Origin of the sequence: Kordiimonas sp. UBA4487 (assembly GCF_002389025.1) — a bacterium.
In the GTDB taxonomy this organism is placed as follows: domain Bacteria; phylum Pseudomonadota; class Alphaproteobacteria; order Sphingomonadales; family Kordiimonadaceae; genus Kordiimonas; species Kordiimonas lacus.
On record NZ_DGNR01000013.1, the window covers coordinates 58,484 to 74,066 of the forward strand.

The window sequence follows — 15,583 nt, forward strand, 5'->3', positions numbered from 1 at the left end:
AGGCTCGTTCCTCAGCCGGAATGATCAAAGGTGACACAGAACTTCAGCCCCTAAGGTGACCCGATTTTGTGCTAGCCGTCAAGCGACAAGAAGTCTTTCATGGCCGTATGCATGGCACGGATGGCCTGCGCGTCCCCACCTTTCGGGCGGCCCGGCTTGGGTTTTGGTACCCAGGCGAAAACATCCAGATGGACCCACGGCGTGCCTTCTTCAACGAAGCGCTGCAGATAGAGAGCCGCTGTGATGGAGCCCGCGAATCCGCCGCTGTCGGAGATATTGCTCATGTCCGCCACATCGCTTCTGAGCGTCTCGTCATAGGGCGCCCACAAAGGCATGCGCCATACCGGGTCGGTCTCTGCCGTCGCGGCCTTGTCGATCGCCGCCCAAAGGGTTTCATCATTGGCGTAGGTGGCTGGCAGGTCCGGGCCCAGCGCCACGCGCGCCGCACCCGTGAGGGTCGCGAAATCAACCAAAAGGTCGGGTGTGTCCTCGCAGGCAAGCGTCAGCGCGTCACACAGGACCAGGCGGCCTTCAGCGTCCGTGTTGCCCACCTCAACTGAAATGCCCTTGCGGGTTGCTAGCACGTCACCGGGGCGGAAGGCATTGCCGTCCACCGCATTCTCGACCGCCGGGATCAGTACCCGCAGCTGTACTTTGGTTTCCATGGACATGATCAGCCGCGCCAGCGCCAGCACGTGGGCCGCGCCGCCCATGTCTTTTTTCATCAAAAGCATGCCGGCTGCGGGCTTGAGGTCCAGCCCGCCGGTATCGAAACAGACGCCCTTGCCCACCAGCGTGACCTTCGGGCCACTTTCGCCCCAGTTGAGGTCAATCAGGCGGGGCTCCCGGCCTTCGCCTGCTGCGCGGCCAACCGCATGGATCACGGGGAAGTTTTCGTCCAGCAGGTCCTCACCCACGATGGTCGCACAGGTAGCGCCGAATTCTTCCGCCAGCGCTTCGGCAACATCCTGCAGGTGGGCAGGTCCCATGTCTTCGGTGGGGGTGTTCACAAGGTCACGCGCCAGGCAGACGGCGTCAACTTGTTTTTCTACCGCTTCGAGGTCAGTGCCCGCCGGCAGCGCAAGAATGCGGCCGCCCTCAGGCTTTTCGCTCAGGTAACGATCGAACTTATATTGCGCCAGCGCCCAACCCAGAGCCACCTTGGCGGCGTCTTCCGGTTCCACACCGTCCAGCCGGTATGTGCCTTTGGGCAACAGGGTCGCGGCCGAGGCCAGCGACCAGACGTCAGCGTTACCGTCAGCTACGCCCGCCAGCGCCAAATCACCCTCTTCGCCGGGCAGCAGCACACTGGTGCCCGCCTCGCCTGAAAACTCCACCTTTTCGGCCCAGGCCAGTTGGTCCTTCGTGAGGCCAGCTTGCCAATCATCCGTGCACACGAGGCGCAGCGGTGTGGCGTCTGGGCTTGTTTTGGCGGTCAGGAATGCGGTGGTCATTTGGGCGTCCTTTTTGGGCTTTCAGCTGTGTGAATCTTGGGACTAAAGCTACCGACTATTAAGCTTCAGGCGCGATGGTGACCTTCAGGCCGTCCATGGAGCCATCGACTTCGATCTGGCAGGACAGGCGGGACGCGCCTTCCTTGAAATGCTCGCTGTCCTCGAGAAGATAATGCTCATCATCTTCCATCGCGGGCAGTTTGCCAAAGTCGCCGCCGTCTACATATACGTGACAGGTGCAGCAGCTGCAGCAGCCGCCGCAAATGGCGGCCAGATCGTCGAAATCGTTGTTGCGGATGTTTTCCATCAGCGACAGGCCTTCTTCGGCATCGATATCGCGGGTTTGGCCAGCCAGGTTGGTCACAGAAACTTTTACCATCAGATCTTCCTATATTGTTCCGGTTTGCTCCGGTGCCTGAGCGCAGGGCGCAGGCAAAGCGTTCGCCTTCATATAGCATTTTCCTGAGCGGATAAAAGAGATGATCTCTCGTGGTCTTCCTAATGGAAGATACGGCATTTGATCTGGACTTGCGCAGGGAACGTAAATTTCACGCGTATCACTGGTGATACCACGTCGGGGGAAATCCTTTCGCTTGACGCAGCAGCATCCTTGGTGTGGTATCCCATCAATTGATGGACGCATGCGTCTAATAATTCGATTCCGTTACGGCACGGGCGTGTCGGGCGCGCCAGAGAGGTTTTTATGAAGCGGGTTGTTGAGGCTTTCCATGTCGCCAAGGGCAGTGAAAAGGCCATAGGTCTGGTCCAGGTTGCCCTGGTGATTGCCGTGGTGGTAGGCACCATTGCCATTACCAAGATCATCCGCCTGACCGGCGATAATGGTCCGGGTTATTCATCCACACAGGCAGGGCTGGTGGTGGATGTTTTCCTGCCCAAGGCAGCAAGCCACACCCCGACGCTGGAGATCACTGGCGAAGTGTCCGCCCGCGCTGGCGTGGCTCTCACTCCGCAGGTGGGCGGCAGGGTTGTCAGCGTGAGCCCGAAGCTGGAACCTGGCGCGCTGGTGGAGGCAGGTGAAGTGCTGTTCACCATCGAACCCCGCGATTACGAGTTGGCGCTTGAACAGGCTGAAGCAGAAGTGGCAGCGGCGGAATCCGACCTGCTGCAGACCCGCGCCAACGCCGATAACTTCATCCGTGACTGGAAGCGGGTTTTCCCCGACAAGCCAGCCCCTGCGCTGGTCGCCAAGGAACCGCAGGTGCAGGCCCTGGAAGCCCGGCTGAAGGCGGCCAAAGCGGTCGCTGAAAGGGCAAAGCTGGACCTGGCGCGGACGCGCTTCAGCGTGGACTATCCAGCACGTATTGTTGCCTCCAGTGTCGAACGTGGCCAGCTTGCGGCCGCGGGCGTCAGCTATGGCAGCCTCTATGCCACAGACAGCCTGCGCATCACTGCAGGTATTGCGCCAAAAGACCTTGCGCGGCTGCAGCTTGACGTGGGTGACCAGGTCCGTATCAGCGACGAGTTCGGTGCGAGTGACGATGCCGTTGCGCCGATCACCCAGCTGGGCGGCGTGCTGGACAGCCGCACCCGCCTGCAGGATGTAATCATTGCCTTGCCAGAGGGTCACACGCTGGTGCCGGGCACCTTTGCGACCGTGAAGCTGTCGGGCCATGCGCAGGACAATATCTATAAGTTGCCAATCAGCGCCCTGGCGACTGCAACCAGCGTGTGGCGTGTCAAGAATACCAAGCTTGAAGACATCGCGGTCGATGTTGTCGATATCGATAACGACCATGTCTATGTCCGCGCATTCGACGTGGCGGACGGTGTGGTGATTTCCGAGGTGCCGACCAGCTTCGTCGCTCGGTCAGTCACAATCCGTAAAGCCATCCGCGCTGAAGGTGCATCCGGGGAGGCGTCATGAGCGACGAGCGCATTGAGGCCAGCGGCGTAATGGGCCTCGTGGCCCGTTTTCTTGAAAACCCGGTGATGACCAATCTTCTGATGGTGTTTTTCATTGTCGGGGGCCTGATGACAGCCATCACCATGCGCTCTGAAGTATTTCCCACGGTGGACGTGGGCACCATTTCGGTGTCGGTGCAGTATCCCGGTGCGACCCCCCTTGAGGTGGAAGACAGCATTACCCGCCGGATCGAAGAGGCCGTACTGGGCGTCAACGGCGTTGAGCGCGTGCGGTCCTACGCCTATGAAAATAGGGGTGCCCTGACGCTGGAGCTTGAAGACTTCGTCGATGCCTACCGGGTGAAGGATGAGGTTGAAGCCGCGATTGACAGCCTTGTGGATTTTCCGCCCGGCAATGCCGAAAAGCCGATTGTGACCGTGACCCAGTCGTTGTCGAACGTGCTGACGCTGGTGCTGGTGGGCCAGGTGGGCGAAGGCGAGATGCGCGAAACCGCGGAACTGTTGGAGCGCGACCTGCTGGCGCTTGATGCTGTGTCGGCCATTACCATCCGCGGGGCGCGGGCCAAGGAAATCTCGATTGAGCTATCCGAAGATACGCTGAGGAAATACGACCTGACGTTCAAGCAGGTGGCCGACGCCATTCGCAATTCTTCCATTGAGCTTTCGGGCGGGGCGATCAAGTCCGGCGACGGCGAGATCCTGCTCAGGACCGATGCCAAGGCGCGGGTGGGCGATGAATTCGAGCGTATCATGATCCGTTCCACCAGCACGGGTGATATTGTACGCCTGAGCGATGTGGCGACGGTCACTGACGGTTTCGCCGATGAGCCGCTGATCAACGAATATAATGGCTCCCCCGCCATCTTCCTCGATATCCTAAGGAACGAAAGCGCCGACATCCTGGATGTGAAGCGCAAGGTGGTTGATTATGTGAACACCGTGCCGCTGCAGGAAGGTATCGAGGTGCTGGTCTTCCGGGACCAGACAGAAATCCTGGCCGACCGCATCAGCCTGCTGACCAGCAATGCGCTTCTCGGCTTTGCGCTGGTATTCCTGCTGTTGGTTGCCACGCTTGATTTCAAGCTGGCCTTCTGGGTGGCCATGGGCATTCCCATCAGCTTCCTGGGCGGCTTCCTTATTTTCGGCAGCATGGGCATCACGCTCAATATGGTCACGCTGTTTGCCCTGATTGTGGTGATCGGCATCGTGGTGGATGACGCCATCGTGGTGGGCGAAAACATCTATGCCGAACAGCAGCACGGCTTCCATGAAAGCCGCGCGGCGTTCGAGGGTGTGAAAAATATCTATGCGCCGGTGCTGGTGGGCGTGCTGACGACCATGGCGGCCTTCGCACCGCTTCTGTTCCAGACCGGCACCTTCGCCAAGATCACCCGGCCGATCCCAGTGGCCGTGATCGCGATCCTGGCTGTGTCGCTGATTGAAGCCTTCTTCATCCTGCCTATGCACCTTCGGCATGAAAACCGCTGGTCCAAGGGGCTCCTGCGCACCATTCAGCAGAAGGTGGCACGGGGGCTGGACGCCTTTGCCATCGGCCCCCTGCAGCGGATGATTGTGCGCACAAGCCGCTACCGCTACGCCACTGTGGCGGCCACCGTCGGTCTGGTGATGATCAGCTTCTCGCTGGTGGGTGTCGGCATCGTGCGGGTGGTGTTCTTCCCCAATATTGAGGGCACGGAAATTTCGGCCAAACTGGCGCTGCCAAACGGGGCGCCGTTTGAAGCCACGGTAGAAGCGATGGACCAGTTGCAGACGGCGCTGGATAAAGTGGCTGCCGAGATCAAAGCCGAATCCGGTGAGACGGTCATCAACGCCACATCGGTCACGATCGGGGCGCGCTATAATCAGGTCACCGGCCCAGGCGCGGTTTCAAGTGCTTTGACAGCCAGCCACCTGGGGCAGATGTCAGTTGAGCTGGTGCCCACGGACGACCGCAGCTACAGCGCGCGCGACATTGGCAGGCGTTGGGAGCAGGCCGTTGGCCAGATTCCGGGCGCCGAAACGCTGACGTTTGCCTCGACCATCGGCCCGCAAAGTGTCGATGTGGGGTATGAGCTTGCGCACGACGACCAGCATGAACTGGAGGCGGCGGCCGCAGACCTGGCGGACCAGATAGCCCTTATCGGCGGTGTTGGTCAGATTGATGCTGGGCTGGACCTTGGCAAGCGTCAGTTCGAATTTACGCTGACGGACCTTGGGCTCGCCTCCGGCGTCAAGCCAACAGACCTGGCCCGCCAGCTCAGGCAGGCCTATTTCGGTGAAGAAGTGCAGCGTATCCAGCGCGGGCGGGAGGAAGTGAAGGTCTATGTGCGCTATCCTGCGGAAATGCGCCACAGCCTTGAAAGGCTTGAAGACGTGCGTATTCGCCTGCCGGACGGCAGTGGTGTGCCGCTTGCCCTTGTGGCGGACCTCAAGGAAGGTCGCAGCCCGACCTCAATCGAACGGGTCAACGGACGCCGGGTGCTGACAGTGACCGCTGACGTGGATGAAGCCATCACCACCCCCAATGTGGTCAATGAGCTGATCCAGGGGGAAATCCTGCCGGGCCTGATGGAAAAGCACTCGGGCCTCCGCTGGCAGCTGGAAGGGGCCTCGCGCGAACAGAGTGAGGATTTCCAGTCGCTTTTCCGGGGCTTCATCCTGGCCGTAATCGTGATTTATGCGTTGGTGGCAACGCAGCTGAAAAGTTACCTGCAGCCGGCGATCATCCTGGTGTCGATCCCGCTTGGGATTGCCGGGGCCATCTATGGCCATATGACGTTGGGGCATGACCTGTCGTTTGTGTCGCTCTTTGGTGTGGTGGCGCTTGCGGGCGTGGTGGTGAATGCGTCTGTAGTGCTGATCGACCGCTATAACACGGAACTGAGAGAGCCGGGCGCGACCGCGATTGACGCGGCTGTGCGCGCCACCCTCAGGCGCTTCCGCCCGATTGCGCTTACGACCATCACCACAGCACTGGGGCTATTGCCGATCATTTCGGAAACCAGCCCACAAGCGCAGTTTCTGATTCCGATGGCGGTCAGCCTGGCGACGGGCCTTGTGTTCTCAAGCTTCGTGATGCTGTTTGCGCTACCGGCGCTCATTCTGGTGATTGAGGACATCCGCGGCTTCTTCTCGCATGAACACCGCATGGCGGCCCTGGGGCACGACGGCGTGCCGGACCAGAATGGCGCCGGGCCAGACAAACCGTCTCCGGATGCAGTCGAATAAGGCCCAGAGACAGCCGAATAAGGAAAGGGCGGGTAATCCCCGCCCTTTTTTGTTCTAGAAGGCTTTCTGCCAGCCAAGCATCAGTGATGTGCCGGTGCCCAGGTTGTTTGTGCCCCGGTCTTCTGTGATGGGGAAACCCAGCTCGATCCCCAGCCGGTGGGTACCCACCACATAGAGGTTGGTGCCGATGAAGCCGCGCAGGCGGTTGCGGGCACCACCCGACAGCGGCGATGTAGCCCGCCAGGCGCTATAGTCTTCATAGGCAAGCCGGGCCGACAGGCTCACGCGGTCTGTGACGGTGACAGATGACCAGCCGCTTACGGTCCAGCTGTCGCCAGCCTTTTCGCCGGTGGCGGTTTCATCCAGCCAGACACTGGCGCTTGCCTGAAAACCAAACGACCAGCCGTCCTCGAACTGGCTGAAGGTTATCTTCGGCAGCAGCCCCCATGATCCCGTGCCAGCCTGCATCTTGAGAGGCAACAGGGTGCCCATGGGGTCTGTGTCGCCGGTTTCCCCGACGGGAATATTGGCTCCCATTGTCAGGAGAAGGCGGCGATGGCCATCGTTGAATAGCGGCGTGATAGCGTTCAGCTTCAGGTCCCCGACCCCGCTTGTTGAAGGTGTCATGTCCGTGCCCATCATGCGCATGGTCATGTCTTTTTCGCGGTAGGCGATACCGGCTGAAAAGGTCAGCCTGTCGCTTGGTGCATACATGCCGCCCATCGTCACTATGGTGCTGTCCATTTCCTGCGGTCCCGTCATGGTATTTGTGGGGTCATTCATGCCCATTGTCATCACGCGCAAGGCGGCCATCCATTCGCCTTTCTTGTGATAATGGTCGCCCATCACGCCAATAGGCGCATGGTCATCGATGCGGGGTTTGGCGCCGCCGTGCGCAAGGGCTGCAGGCGTGAGGAAACTTGCGGCAAGGGCCGCATATACAAATGTGTTTTTCATGAAAATTTCCTGATGTCATCAAAAAGGGCCGTGCGCACACCGGGCACGCATGGCAGATCAATGCAAACGATGATGAGATCAGGCTTTTGGCGGACCCGTATGAAAGCGGAAGCTGGCTTCCGGGCGGGACACCTGTGGGGCCGCATATGCCGTGAAAGCCTTGCCGGGAAGGGTCCTTTGTATGTCGGGCAGGAGGTCAACTGCGGTCAGCGTGGCAACTGGGGCGTGCACACAGGCATGACAATGGCCGGTGCGGCCGTCTTCTGTGTTGTTGCAGATGTCGCTGAGCGTCAGGGCTGTGCCGTCGGGCGCCACCAGACCAGGCACCACCATGCTGGCGGCGGTGCCGCTTGCCAGAAGGCCCTGCAGGAACAGGGCGACCGAAAGTGCCAGCACCGGCAAAAACCGGTCGAGCCTGTCGATCATGCATTTGAAATGACGGTTCATGCTGCGGGGATAGCACGCCTTTTCCAGGCTGCAAACCGGACCTTACCGGGCGCGACAATACGCCGCCAGTGGGACTGGCGACCAACGGATTGGCGTTCAACCAGGCCAGCCCGCCTGGATGGTCAGGAAATCCATGAAATCAACGCCTGCCGCTTCAAGCCAGGCTTCGGATGGCCCCTGCCAGCGGTGGGCAGCCCAGTCAACAGCGCCATTCTTCTTGAAGGTTATGCCTTCGTCCGCCAGGCGCTTGCGTTGACGCATTGCGCCGTCGCGGTCGCTGATTTTGCCTGCGCTGTTGATTACCCGCTGCCACGGAATGCCCTGGCCCGTCGGTGTTGCCGCCATGGCAAAACCGACAATACGCGGGGTTACGCCCGGCAGCAGGGAGGCCACCATGCCGTAGCTGGCCACCTGGCCCTTCGGGATCTCCCGAACGAGGTCATAGACGGCAGGGAAACTTGCGTAAGTACGGGTCATGGACGGGTCATCACCAGGCTGCTCAGGGTCAGGCGCATCATACGCCTGGCCCCTGATGGACTGCAAGCCTACAGGTCGAACGCGACCGTGTTCAGGTCGGTCAGGGACAGGCCTGCAAGCAGCAGGCTATCGCCGCCACCCAGGTCGATCAACACGCCGTCGGCGGTTTCAGTCGCCGCCGCGATCACGTCATTGGATGACCCGAAGTCAGTTGTGCTGTCTTCCAGGTTCAGGGTGTCTTCATCGGTGTTGAAGCCGTAAACAACATCATCCCCGCTGCCTGCGGCGAAAATCAGGATATCGGTTGTGTCGCCCGGGCGAATGGTGTCATTGCCTGCACCGCCGATGAGGGTGTCCACACCCTGGCCACCATAGATGCTGTCGTCGCCGGCGCCGCCGTTTACATAATCGTTGCCGCTGCCGGCATAGATTTCATCGTTGCCAGCGCCACCCTCAACCACATCATGGCCGTAGCTTGCAAAAATCAAATCGTTGCCGTTACCGCCGTCGAGGGTGTCATACCCTTCAATGCCTGCGTAGATGATATCATTGCCGCCACCGCCATAGATTTTGTCGTCGCCAAGGCCGCCGCCCATGGACTCACCACCATTCGCACCGTAGATGACATCGTTGCCGTCGCCGCCCCACATCTGGTTGGCTGCAGTTTCCGACGGGTCTGTGGTGCTGCCGTCCCAGTCACCGCCGACCAGCGTATCGTCACCGGCACCGCCGAACAGATAGTCGCGCCCCGCGCCGCCCACAGCCAGGTCACCACCTTTGCCGCCGCCGATGGTGTCGTTGCCGTCGCCGCCCCAGAGCCTGTCGTGGCCCTTGTCGCCCGCGCCAGCCCAGATTGCGTCTGCGCCTGCACCGCCTTCGACCGTATCGTCGCCTTTGTCACCGCGCAGCACATCATTGCCAGTGCCGCCGCTGATATGGTCGTTGCCGATGCCGCCACTAACAACATCGTTGCCGCTGCCTGCTTCGATAATGTCTGAGCCATCAGTACCCGTCAGGCTGTCGCCACTGTCGGTGCCGTTGATATCGGTGGTTTCCATATTGAAGGCAAACAACTGGCTGCTGATGGATTCAAGGGACCCGTCGCGCGTGGTGTCGCCGCTTTCCCAGACTGCAGCAAACATGGTGTTGAGCATGACGATGTCTACATCGGTCTGGCTGCCATTGCTGCCGGTGTTCAGCACGAATTCGTCGCCAATCCTGTTGCCGCTTTCGTCGAATCGTTGGGCGGCGAGGGCGCTGTCACTGCCATCCAGGCTGAGATCAAGGCTGACCCAGGCTACGATGAATCCGCCGTCCGGTAAGGCAATAACCTTGGAACTGGACTGGTCGTTTGCGGTGTTTGTGTTTACCTGGAATTCGCTGCCAATCCTGCTACCGCTTGACGAAATGATGCGGCCCATGATTTCCGTATTCTGGTAACTCAGTTCACTCTGGTCTGTTTCCCAAGTGATAACGAAGTTGCCATTGGTCAATTGGGTGACGTCCGGCTGGGACTGCTCACCGGTCCGGTGACCCGCGTTCACCGCAATGCGGGAGGATGTGGCTACCCCATTCTCATTGAAGAAGCGCACAAAAATATCATTCCCGTAACCGGTATAATAACTGTTGGTAAAGACTGCCATGAAGCCACCGTCATCAAGTGCGATGGCTTTGGTGCCGGTAGTGTTGCCGGAGTAGATGGAGATTTCGTCTGACGTTGGTTTGCCGTCTGCGTCAAACATGCGGGCATTGCCATTCCATGTCACGACAAAGCCACCGCCGTTAAGTGCGGCGATAGTGGGGTTGGCATAATCGCCTGATACAGTGATTTGGCCGCCTTCACGATTGCCGAGGGCGTCATACTGGCGTGCGAAAATGTCACCATCCTGCCATGCAACCACAAAGCTGCCGTCTTCCAGGCCAACGACAGCGTCGGATCCATCAACCTGGAACTCGCTGCCAACTTTTTCGCCGTCAGCGTTATAAAGCTGGGCCCAGGAGGTGCTTTCGCCAACAGACGTGGAAACCGTGTGGTTGCTCTCCCACACCACCACATAGCCGCCGCCCGCCAGTTCGGCAACCGCGGGCGATGTTTGCGCAAGGTGCGTTGTAGTGTTGACCGTGAATTCGTCACCGTTCAGGAAAGGTCCAAGATCAGACCCGTTCAAGGATTGGTTTTCTGTTTCTGCGGCCCGAAAAGTCTGGTGCCCATCCACTAAGCGCATGGCTGTTTCCCCCATCGAAAAAATAACAGTCTCGGCCAAAGCTAATGGCACGTCTCGCCGCACCAGTCAATTTCAACGTATGAGCAACACTAATTTCGTGGGTTGATCGCCGGAATACCCGTTCCGGGCGCATGGTTCCTGCCGCCCGCTATAGGTGCAGTGCGTCCGGCGTACAGGAGAATGTCAGCGTGTCAGCTTTGCGGATGACCTTGTCCTTGAATTCAATCAGAACGCTGCCGGTTGCACTGCCCCCAGCGATCTGTTTGCCTTGGGCTTTGATTGACCAGGTCACGGTTGGACAGCTTTCACCAAAATTGGCCGTGATGTTGCTATGCTTGGGCGCAAGGATACTCATGAATCCGCCAAGTCCCTTGGCCTGCCCCCAGGCGGTGTGGACTTTGTCGTGCAGCGCACGCATGTCATAGCTGGTGCTGGCGGGCTCCAGGACGCCAAGGGTCAAGGCCAGGCTCATGCTGTTCTGGGGCCGGTCAACCGTCACGACGGGGTTGGCCTCCAGCAGCTCCTGGCTGGGGCGATAGTCGATATAGCCCTTTTCGTCCGTACTGAAAGTCACGGATTTGCCGTTATGGGTGAAGGACATTTCCAGAACTCCGGCTTCTCCTTCACGGGGAAAGACGCGGTATAACGGCTTGAAAGCGGGCTCTTCCTTCGAGGCCATCTTCAGATAGGTATCATATTTGTGGAACAATTTTGCCAGAGGCAGGCTGGCATTCTTTTCTTCTGCTTTTGCGCTGGTGGCCAGACATGCAGCCAGGCACAGGATAGAAATAGCTGCTTTCGTAAACATTGGCATTCTCACTCCCCGTTATCGTTTGAAATACCATGGAGGCCAATTGGGGCATTATTGTGAAACAATAATTTGCGTGCGGCCATTTCTGCAATGCCGCCATGGCTGACTTCAGCGCGCATGACGTTACTGCCTGGAGCCGCGATGTGGCAGATCTCGCAGGCATCCACTGGGGTGGTAACTAGGCGGTCTCGATCTCGGCAAGGCCAAGCTCATCCATCATGGCTTCGCGCATTTTGAATTTCTGGATCTTGCCGGTCACGGTCATCGGGTATTCGTCTACGAAGCGTATATGGCGCGGAATTTTATAGTGGGCGATTTGCCCATTGCAGAAAGCCTTGATGCCTTCGGCGTCCAGGGTGCTACCTGATTTCAGGCAGACCCAGGCGCACAATTCCTCGCCGTATTTCTCGTCCGGAATGCCGAACACCTGCACATCCTGAATGTCGGTGTGGGTATAGAGAAACTCTTCCACTTCGCGCGGATAGATGTTCTCACCGCCGCGGATGACCATGTCTTTTACGCGGCCTGTGATGCGGCAGTATCCTTCCGCGTCAATCACCGCCAGGTCGCCTGTGTGCATCCAGCCGTCCGCGTCGATCGCCTCAGCGGTGCGGTCGGCGTCATCCCAATAGCCGCGCATCACAAGATAGCCGCGCGTGCACAGCTCGCCTTGGGTGCCGCGCGGCACGGTTTTGCCATCCTCATCGATGACCTTCACTTCCGCATGCGGGTGGATGCGGCCAACGGTAGATGTGCGGCGCTCAACGCTATCGCCGCGTGCGGTCTGGAAGCTGACGGGGCTTGTTTCCGTCATGCCGTAGGCGATGGTGCATTCGCTCATATGCATGTCTGAAATTACCCGCTTCATCACCTCCACCGGGCACGGCGAGCCGGCCATGATGCCGGTGCGCAGGGACGAAAGGTCATAGCTTTTGAAATCGGGTTCATTCAGTTCTGCGATAAACATGGTGGGCACACCCTGCAGGCCAGTGCAGCGCTCGTCCTCAACAGCCTGCAGCACGCTTTTCGGCTCAAAGGCTTCTGCTGGGAACACCAGTGTCGCGCCCACCAGCGCACAGGCCAGCACAGACATGACCATGCCAAAGCAGTGATAGAGCGGCACGGGCACGCACAGGCGGTCCTCGCTCGTCAAGTTCATGGCGCCGCCAACAAACTTGGCGTTGTTCAGGATATTATAGTGGCTCAGCGTGGCGCCTTTGGGATTCCCTGTGGTGCCCGAGGTGAACTGGATGTTGATATCGTCGTGGGGCCTCAAGGACCGCTCGATTTCATAAAGACGCTCATAATGTTCTTCTTCGGCCAGCTCGACGATATCGGCGAACTGGAAGAAACCCGCGGGCGCTTCTTCCCCCATGGTAATGGCGGCCCTGAGGTGCGGCAGGCGTGCGGCGTCAAGCTTGCCGTGGGGGCATGTCGCCAGTTCCGGCGCCAGTTCCTGCAGCATGGCTTCGTAATCGGACGTCTTGAACTTGTCGGCCAGCACCAGCGCCTTGCACGCCACTTTATTCAGCGCATATTCAAGCTCATGGGTCCTGTAGGCCGGGTTGATGTTCACCTGAATGAGGCCGGCCTTGGCGGTGGCGAATTGGGTGATGACCCACTCGATGCGGTTCGGCGCCCACACGCCGACGCGGTCACCGGGCTCAAGCCCCAGCGCCAGGAACCCGGCGGCGAAGGCCTCCACGTCATGGAGGAATTCTTCGTAAGAAAGGCGGATGCCGTCCTCAGCAAATACCAGGAATTCATTGTCCGGGAAACGGGCCGCTGTCTCATTCAGCATGTCGCCGATGGTTTTCTCCAGCAGCGGCTCATCCACAGGCCCGATAACGTGACTTTCCATAATTCCTCCCCAAGAACCGGCCCAGAACCGGGGAAGTCGCAAGGCCTGCCCGGTTTAACAATCTACCACATTGGCGGCGATCGGCACGGTGACCGCCAGGCCGCCTTCTGCAGTTTCCTTATATTTGGACTGCATGTCACGCCCTGTTATGCGCATGGTGCGAATTACCTTGTCGAGTGTGACAAAATGGGTGCCGTCGCCGCGCATCGCAAGCCGCGTGGCATTGATGGCCTTGATGGCTGCCATGGCGTTCCGTTCAATACAGGGCACCTGCACCAAGCCCCCGATGGGGTCGCATGTCAGGCCCAGATTATGTTCCATGCCGATCTCGGCTGCGTTTTCCACCTGTGCTGGTGTGCCGCCCAAGGCTTCCGTGAGGCCCGCAGCCGCCATGGAGCAGGCGCTGCCCACCTCGCCCTGGCAGCCCACTTCGGCGCCAGAGATGGAGGCGTTCATCTTGAACAGGAGGCCCACGGCGCCAGCGGTCAGCAGGAACTTGATCACGCCTTCCTCGTTCGCATGGGGGATGAAACGCATATAATAATGCAGCACAGCCGGCACGATGCCGGCGGCCCCGTTCGTAGGCGCGGTGACAACCCGGCCGCCCACGGCGTTCTCTTCATTCACCGCAAGGGCATAAAGGTTCACCCAATCCAGGATTGTCAGCGGGTCGGTCAGGCCGGTTTCCGGTCGCGATTTCAGCTGGTCATAGAGCTTTTGGGCGCGCCGCTTGATCTTGAGGCCCGGCATATCGCCGCCCCTCGAACAGCCGCGGTCGACGCATTCCTGCATGACGGACCAGATTTCCAGGAGTTCGGCCCTGATCTGCTGGCTCGAGCGCAGCACTTTCTCGTTCGCCATCATGATGGCACTGATGGGCTTACCGGTACGTTCGCAGTGCGCCAGCAACTCTTCCGCCGACTTGAACGGATAGGGCTGCTTGATCTTGTCTTCAACAAACTTGTCTTTTTCAGCCTCGTTTTCATGCACGATGAAACCGCCGCCGATGGAATAATAGATTGACCGGTTCAGCTCATTGCCGTCTTTGTCGTAGGCCCAGAATTCCATGCCGTTCGGGTGGAATTCCAGCTGTTCGCGCGGCAGCAGCTGCAGGTCGTCATCTTCATGGAAGTCGATGGTGTGGTGACCCATCAGCTTGATCTTCTGGTACTTGCGCACCGCCTCAACCATGGCCGGGATGGTTTCCACGTCCACACCGCGCGGGCATTCGCCCATCAGCCCCAGCATCACGGCAGTATCAGACCCGTGGCCGCGCCCGGTGGCGCCGAGGGAGCCATAAAGCTTTACCGCAAGCCGCGTGACATTCTTCAGCTTGTCGGCAGCTTCAAGCTCCTCGACAAATTCCGTTGCCGCCTTCATCGGGCCCACAGTGTGGCTTGAAGACGGGCCAATGCCGATATTGAAAAGGTCGAGTACGCTGATGCTCATATTTATATGACTGCCAATTGTATAAAATCGGGCACACGCTACGCATAGACGCACCCGCTTGCAAACGGATTTTTTCAAAAAGCGACACGCGACATAAAATTACGCGTGTGGAAAAAGCCCAGCTTTTCCAACATGTGAGGTAGGGTAATTTTATTTCAAGGTATTGAAATATTCGTTCAGAAGGGCAGAAAAGGTGCCCTTTACCACAGCATGGTCTGGGGGTTGTCGATGGGCTGCCCGTCGTTGGCGGCCATCAGGCCTTTGATGCAGCGCACCAGGGTCCAGATAAAGAGGCCAAGCAGGATCGGAATACCGATCAGGACCACCAGCAGGAGCGAGCCGACAATACCAATCACAAGCCCCATCCAGAAGGTGCGGATCTGATAGTCCAGGTGGCTTTGATACACCCTGGCGACCTCATTGCTTTTGGTATGGGCAATGATCGCGCCGGCGATCGAAACGAGGCCGCCGGTACAGAGCCCGATCAGAAACAGGATGTAGACAAGAACGACAGAGCGCCGGTCTGCGTCCTGGCGCGGTTGGTGGCGGGGTGTCGTGTCTGTCATATCCGTCTCCATTCTGCCTGATGTTTCGCAATAATTGCATAATGCCCGTTTAGCGACAAGAGCAATGCGCTTTTAAGGTGCGGGCTACCGGTTGCATGCCGATACGGACGCGTGCGTTTCGTTGATCATGACGACAAGCATGTCCACGCGCAGCTATAAAAACTTCAGATGGTGCTTTGCTTCGGCCGCAGGAAAGCGGGCAGGATATTGTGAGGCATCTCAGC

Annotated in this window: 12 protein-coding genes; 2 read left to right on the plus strand and 10 right to left on the minus strand. The window is 59.1% G+C overall.

Annotated elements, in window-relative coordinates:
• Positions 1-71 precede the first annotated feature (71 nt).
• Together B3Z17_RS11750 and B3Z17_RS11755 are read right to left on the minus strand one after the other, a co-directional pair.
• On the minus strand, positions 72-1,454 hold the full coding sequence (locus tag B3Z17_RS11750) for a leucyl aminopeptidase family protein (RefSeq protein WP_286829952.1): 1,383 nt from the start codon (positions 1,452-1,454) through the stop codon (positions 72-74).
• Between the two features lie 58 nt (positions 1,455-1,512).
• Positions 1,513-1,833 (minus strand): 2Fe-2S iron-sulfur cluster-binding protein, encoded by a 321-nt coding sequence (locus B3Z17_RS11755; protein ID WP_286829953.1) that lies wholly within the window; start codon positions 1,831-1,833, stop codon positions 1,513-1,515.
• A 324-nt stretch (positions 1,834-2,157) separates the two neighbouring features.
• Between B3Z17_RS11755 and B3Z17_RS11760 the strand changes: the two genes are divergently transcribed.
• Entirely contained in the window at positions 2,158-3,339 is a 1,182-nt protein-coding gene (locus B3Z17_RS11760) for an efflux RND transporter periplasmic adaptor subunit (protein ID WP_286829954.1), read from the plus strand.
• Complete coding sequence (locus B3Z17_RS11765; protein ID WP_286829955.1) at positions 3,336-6,566, plus strand: efflux RND transporter permease subunit; 3,231 nt, start codon at positions 3,336-3,338, stop codon at positions 6,564-6,566. Before B3Z17_RS11760 ends, B3Z17_RS11765 begins: the two co-directional genes overlap by 4 nt.
• A gap of 54 nt (positions 6,567-6,620) precedes the next feature.
• Here the strand turns inward: B3Z17_RS11765 and B3Z17_RS11770 are convergent, their stop codons facing one another.
• The 8 genes from B3Z17_RS11770 to B3Z17_RS11805 form a co-directional block, all read right to left on the minus strand.
• Complete coding sequence (locus B3Z17_RS11770) at positions 6,621-7,523, minus strand: transporter (RefSeq protein ID WP_286829956.1); 903 nt, start codon at positions 7,521-7,523, stop codon at positions 6,621-6,623.
• A 78-nt stretch (positions 7,524-7,601) separates the two neighbouring features.
• The gene (locus B3Z17_RS11775) at positions 7,602-7,970 is read right to left on the minus strand and encodes a hypothetical protein (protein WP_286829957.1); all 369 of its coding nucleotides are present in this window, start codon (positions 7,968-7,970) and stop codon (positions 7,602-7,604) included.
• A 96-nt stretch (positions 7,971-8,066) separates the two neighbouring features.
• Positions 8,067-8,447, minus strand: a complete 381-nt coding sequence (locus B3Z17_RS11780) for an MGMT family protein (RefSeq protein WP_286829958.1) — start codon at positions 8,445-8,447, stop codon at positions 8,067-8,069.
• A gap of 68 nt (positions 8,448-8,515) precedes the next feature.
• The gene (locus B3Z17_RS11785) at positions 8,516-10,672 is read right to left on the minus strand and encodes a calcium-binding protein (RefSeq protein ID WP_286829959.1); all 2,157 of its coding nucleotides are present in this window, start codon (positions 10,670-10,672) and stop codon (positions 8,516-8,518) included.
• A gap of 148 nt (positions 10,673-10,820) precedes the next feature.
• The gene (locus tag B3Z17_RS11790) at positions 10,821-11,480 is read right to left on the minus strand and encodes a hypothetical protein (RefSeq protein WP_286829960.1); all 660 of its coding nucleotides are present in this window, start codon (positions 11,478-11,480) and stop codon (positions 10,821-10,823) included.
• Positions 11,481-11,661: 181 nt separating this feature from the next.
• Complete coding sequence (locus tag B3Z17_RS11795; RefSeq protein WP_286829961.1) at positions 11,662-13,344, minus strand: AMP-binding protein; 1,683 nt, start codon at positions 13,342-13,344, stop codon at positions 11,662-11,664.
• A gap of 54 nt (positions 13,345-13,398) precedes the next feature.
• Entirely contained in the window at positions 13,399-14,793 is a 1,395-nt protein-coding gene (locus B3Z17_RS11800; protein ID WP_286829962.1) for an L-serine ammonia-lyase, read from the minus strand.
• Between the two features lie 200 nt (positions 14,794-14,993).
• Positions 14,994-15,359 (minus strand): DUF4870 family protein, encoded by a 366-nt coding sequence (locus tag B3Z17_RS11805; protein WP_068309431.1) that lies wholly within the window; start codon positions 15,357-15,359, stop codon positions 14,994-14,996.
• Positions 15,360-15,583 lie beyond the last annotated feature (224 nt).

Bases quoted from the DNA above. Each gene is read 5' to 3' on its own strand.
- B3Z17_RS11750 (WP_286829952.1), bottom strand. From the start codon at position 1,454: ATGACCACCGCATTCCTGACCGCCAAAACAAGCCCAGACGCCACACCG.
- B3Z17_RS11755 (WP_286829953.1), bottom strand. From the start codon at position 1,833: ATGGTAAAAGTTTCTGTGACCAACCTGGCTGGCCAAACCCGCGATATC.
- B3Z17_RS11760 (WP_286829954.1), top strand. From the start codon at position 2,158: ATGAAGCGGGTTGTTGAGGCTTTCCATGTCGCCAAGGGCAGTGAAAAG.
- B3Z17_RS11765 (WP_286829955.1), top strand. From the start codon at position 3,336: ATGAGCGACGAGCGCATTGAGGCCAGCGGCGTAATGGGCCTCGTGGCC.
- B3Z17_RS11770 (WP_286829956.1), bottom strand. From the start codon at position 7,523: ATGAAAAACACATTTGTATATGCGGCCCTTGCCGCAAGTTTCCTCACG.
- B3Z17_RS11775 (WP_286829957.1), bottom strand. From the start codon at position 7,970: ATGAACCGTCATTTCAAATGCATGATCGACAGGCTCGACCGGTTTTTG.
- B3Z17_RS11780 (WP_286829958.1), bottom strand. From the start codon at position 8,447: ATGACCCGTACTTACGCAAGTTTCCCTGCCGTCTATGACCTCGTTCGG.
- B3Z17_RS11785 (WP_286829959.1), bottom strand. From the start codon at position 10,672: ATGCGCTTAGTGGATGGGCACCAGACTTTTCGGGCCGCAGAAACAGAA.
- B3Z17_RS11790 (WP_286829960.1), bottom strand. From the start codon at position 11,480: ATGTTTACGAAAGCAGCTATTTCTATCCTGTGCCTGGCTGCATGTCTG.
- B3Z17_RS11795 (WP_286829961.1), bottom strand. From the start codon at position 13,344: ATGGAAAGTCACGTTATCGGGCCTGTGGATGAGCCGCTGCTGGAGAAA.
- B3Z17_RS11800 (WP_286829962.1), bottom strand. From the start codon at position 14,793: ATGAGCATCAGCGTACTCGACCTTTTCAATATCGGCATTGGCCCGTCT.
- B3Z17_RS11805 (WP_068309431.1), bottom strand. From the start codon at position 15,359: ATGACAGACACGACACCCCGCCACCAACCGCGCCAGGACGCAGACCGG.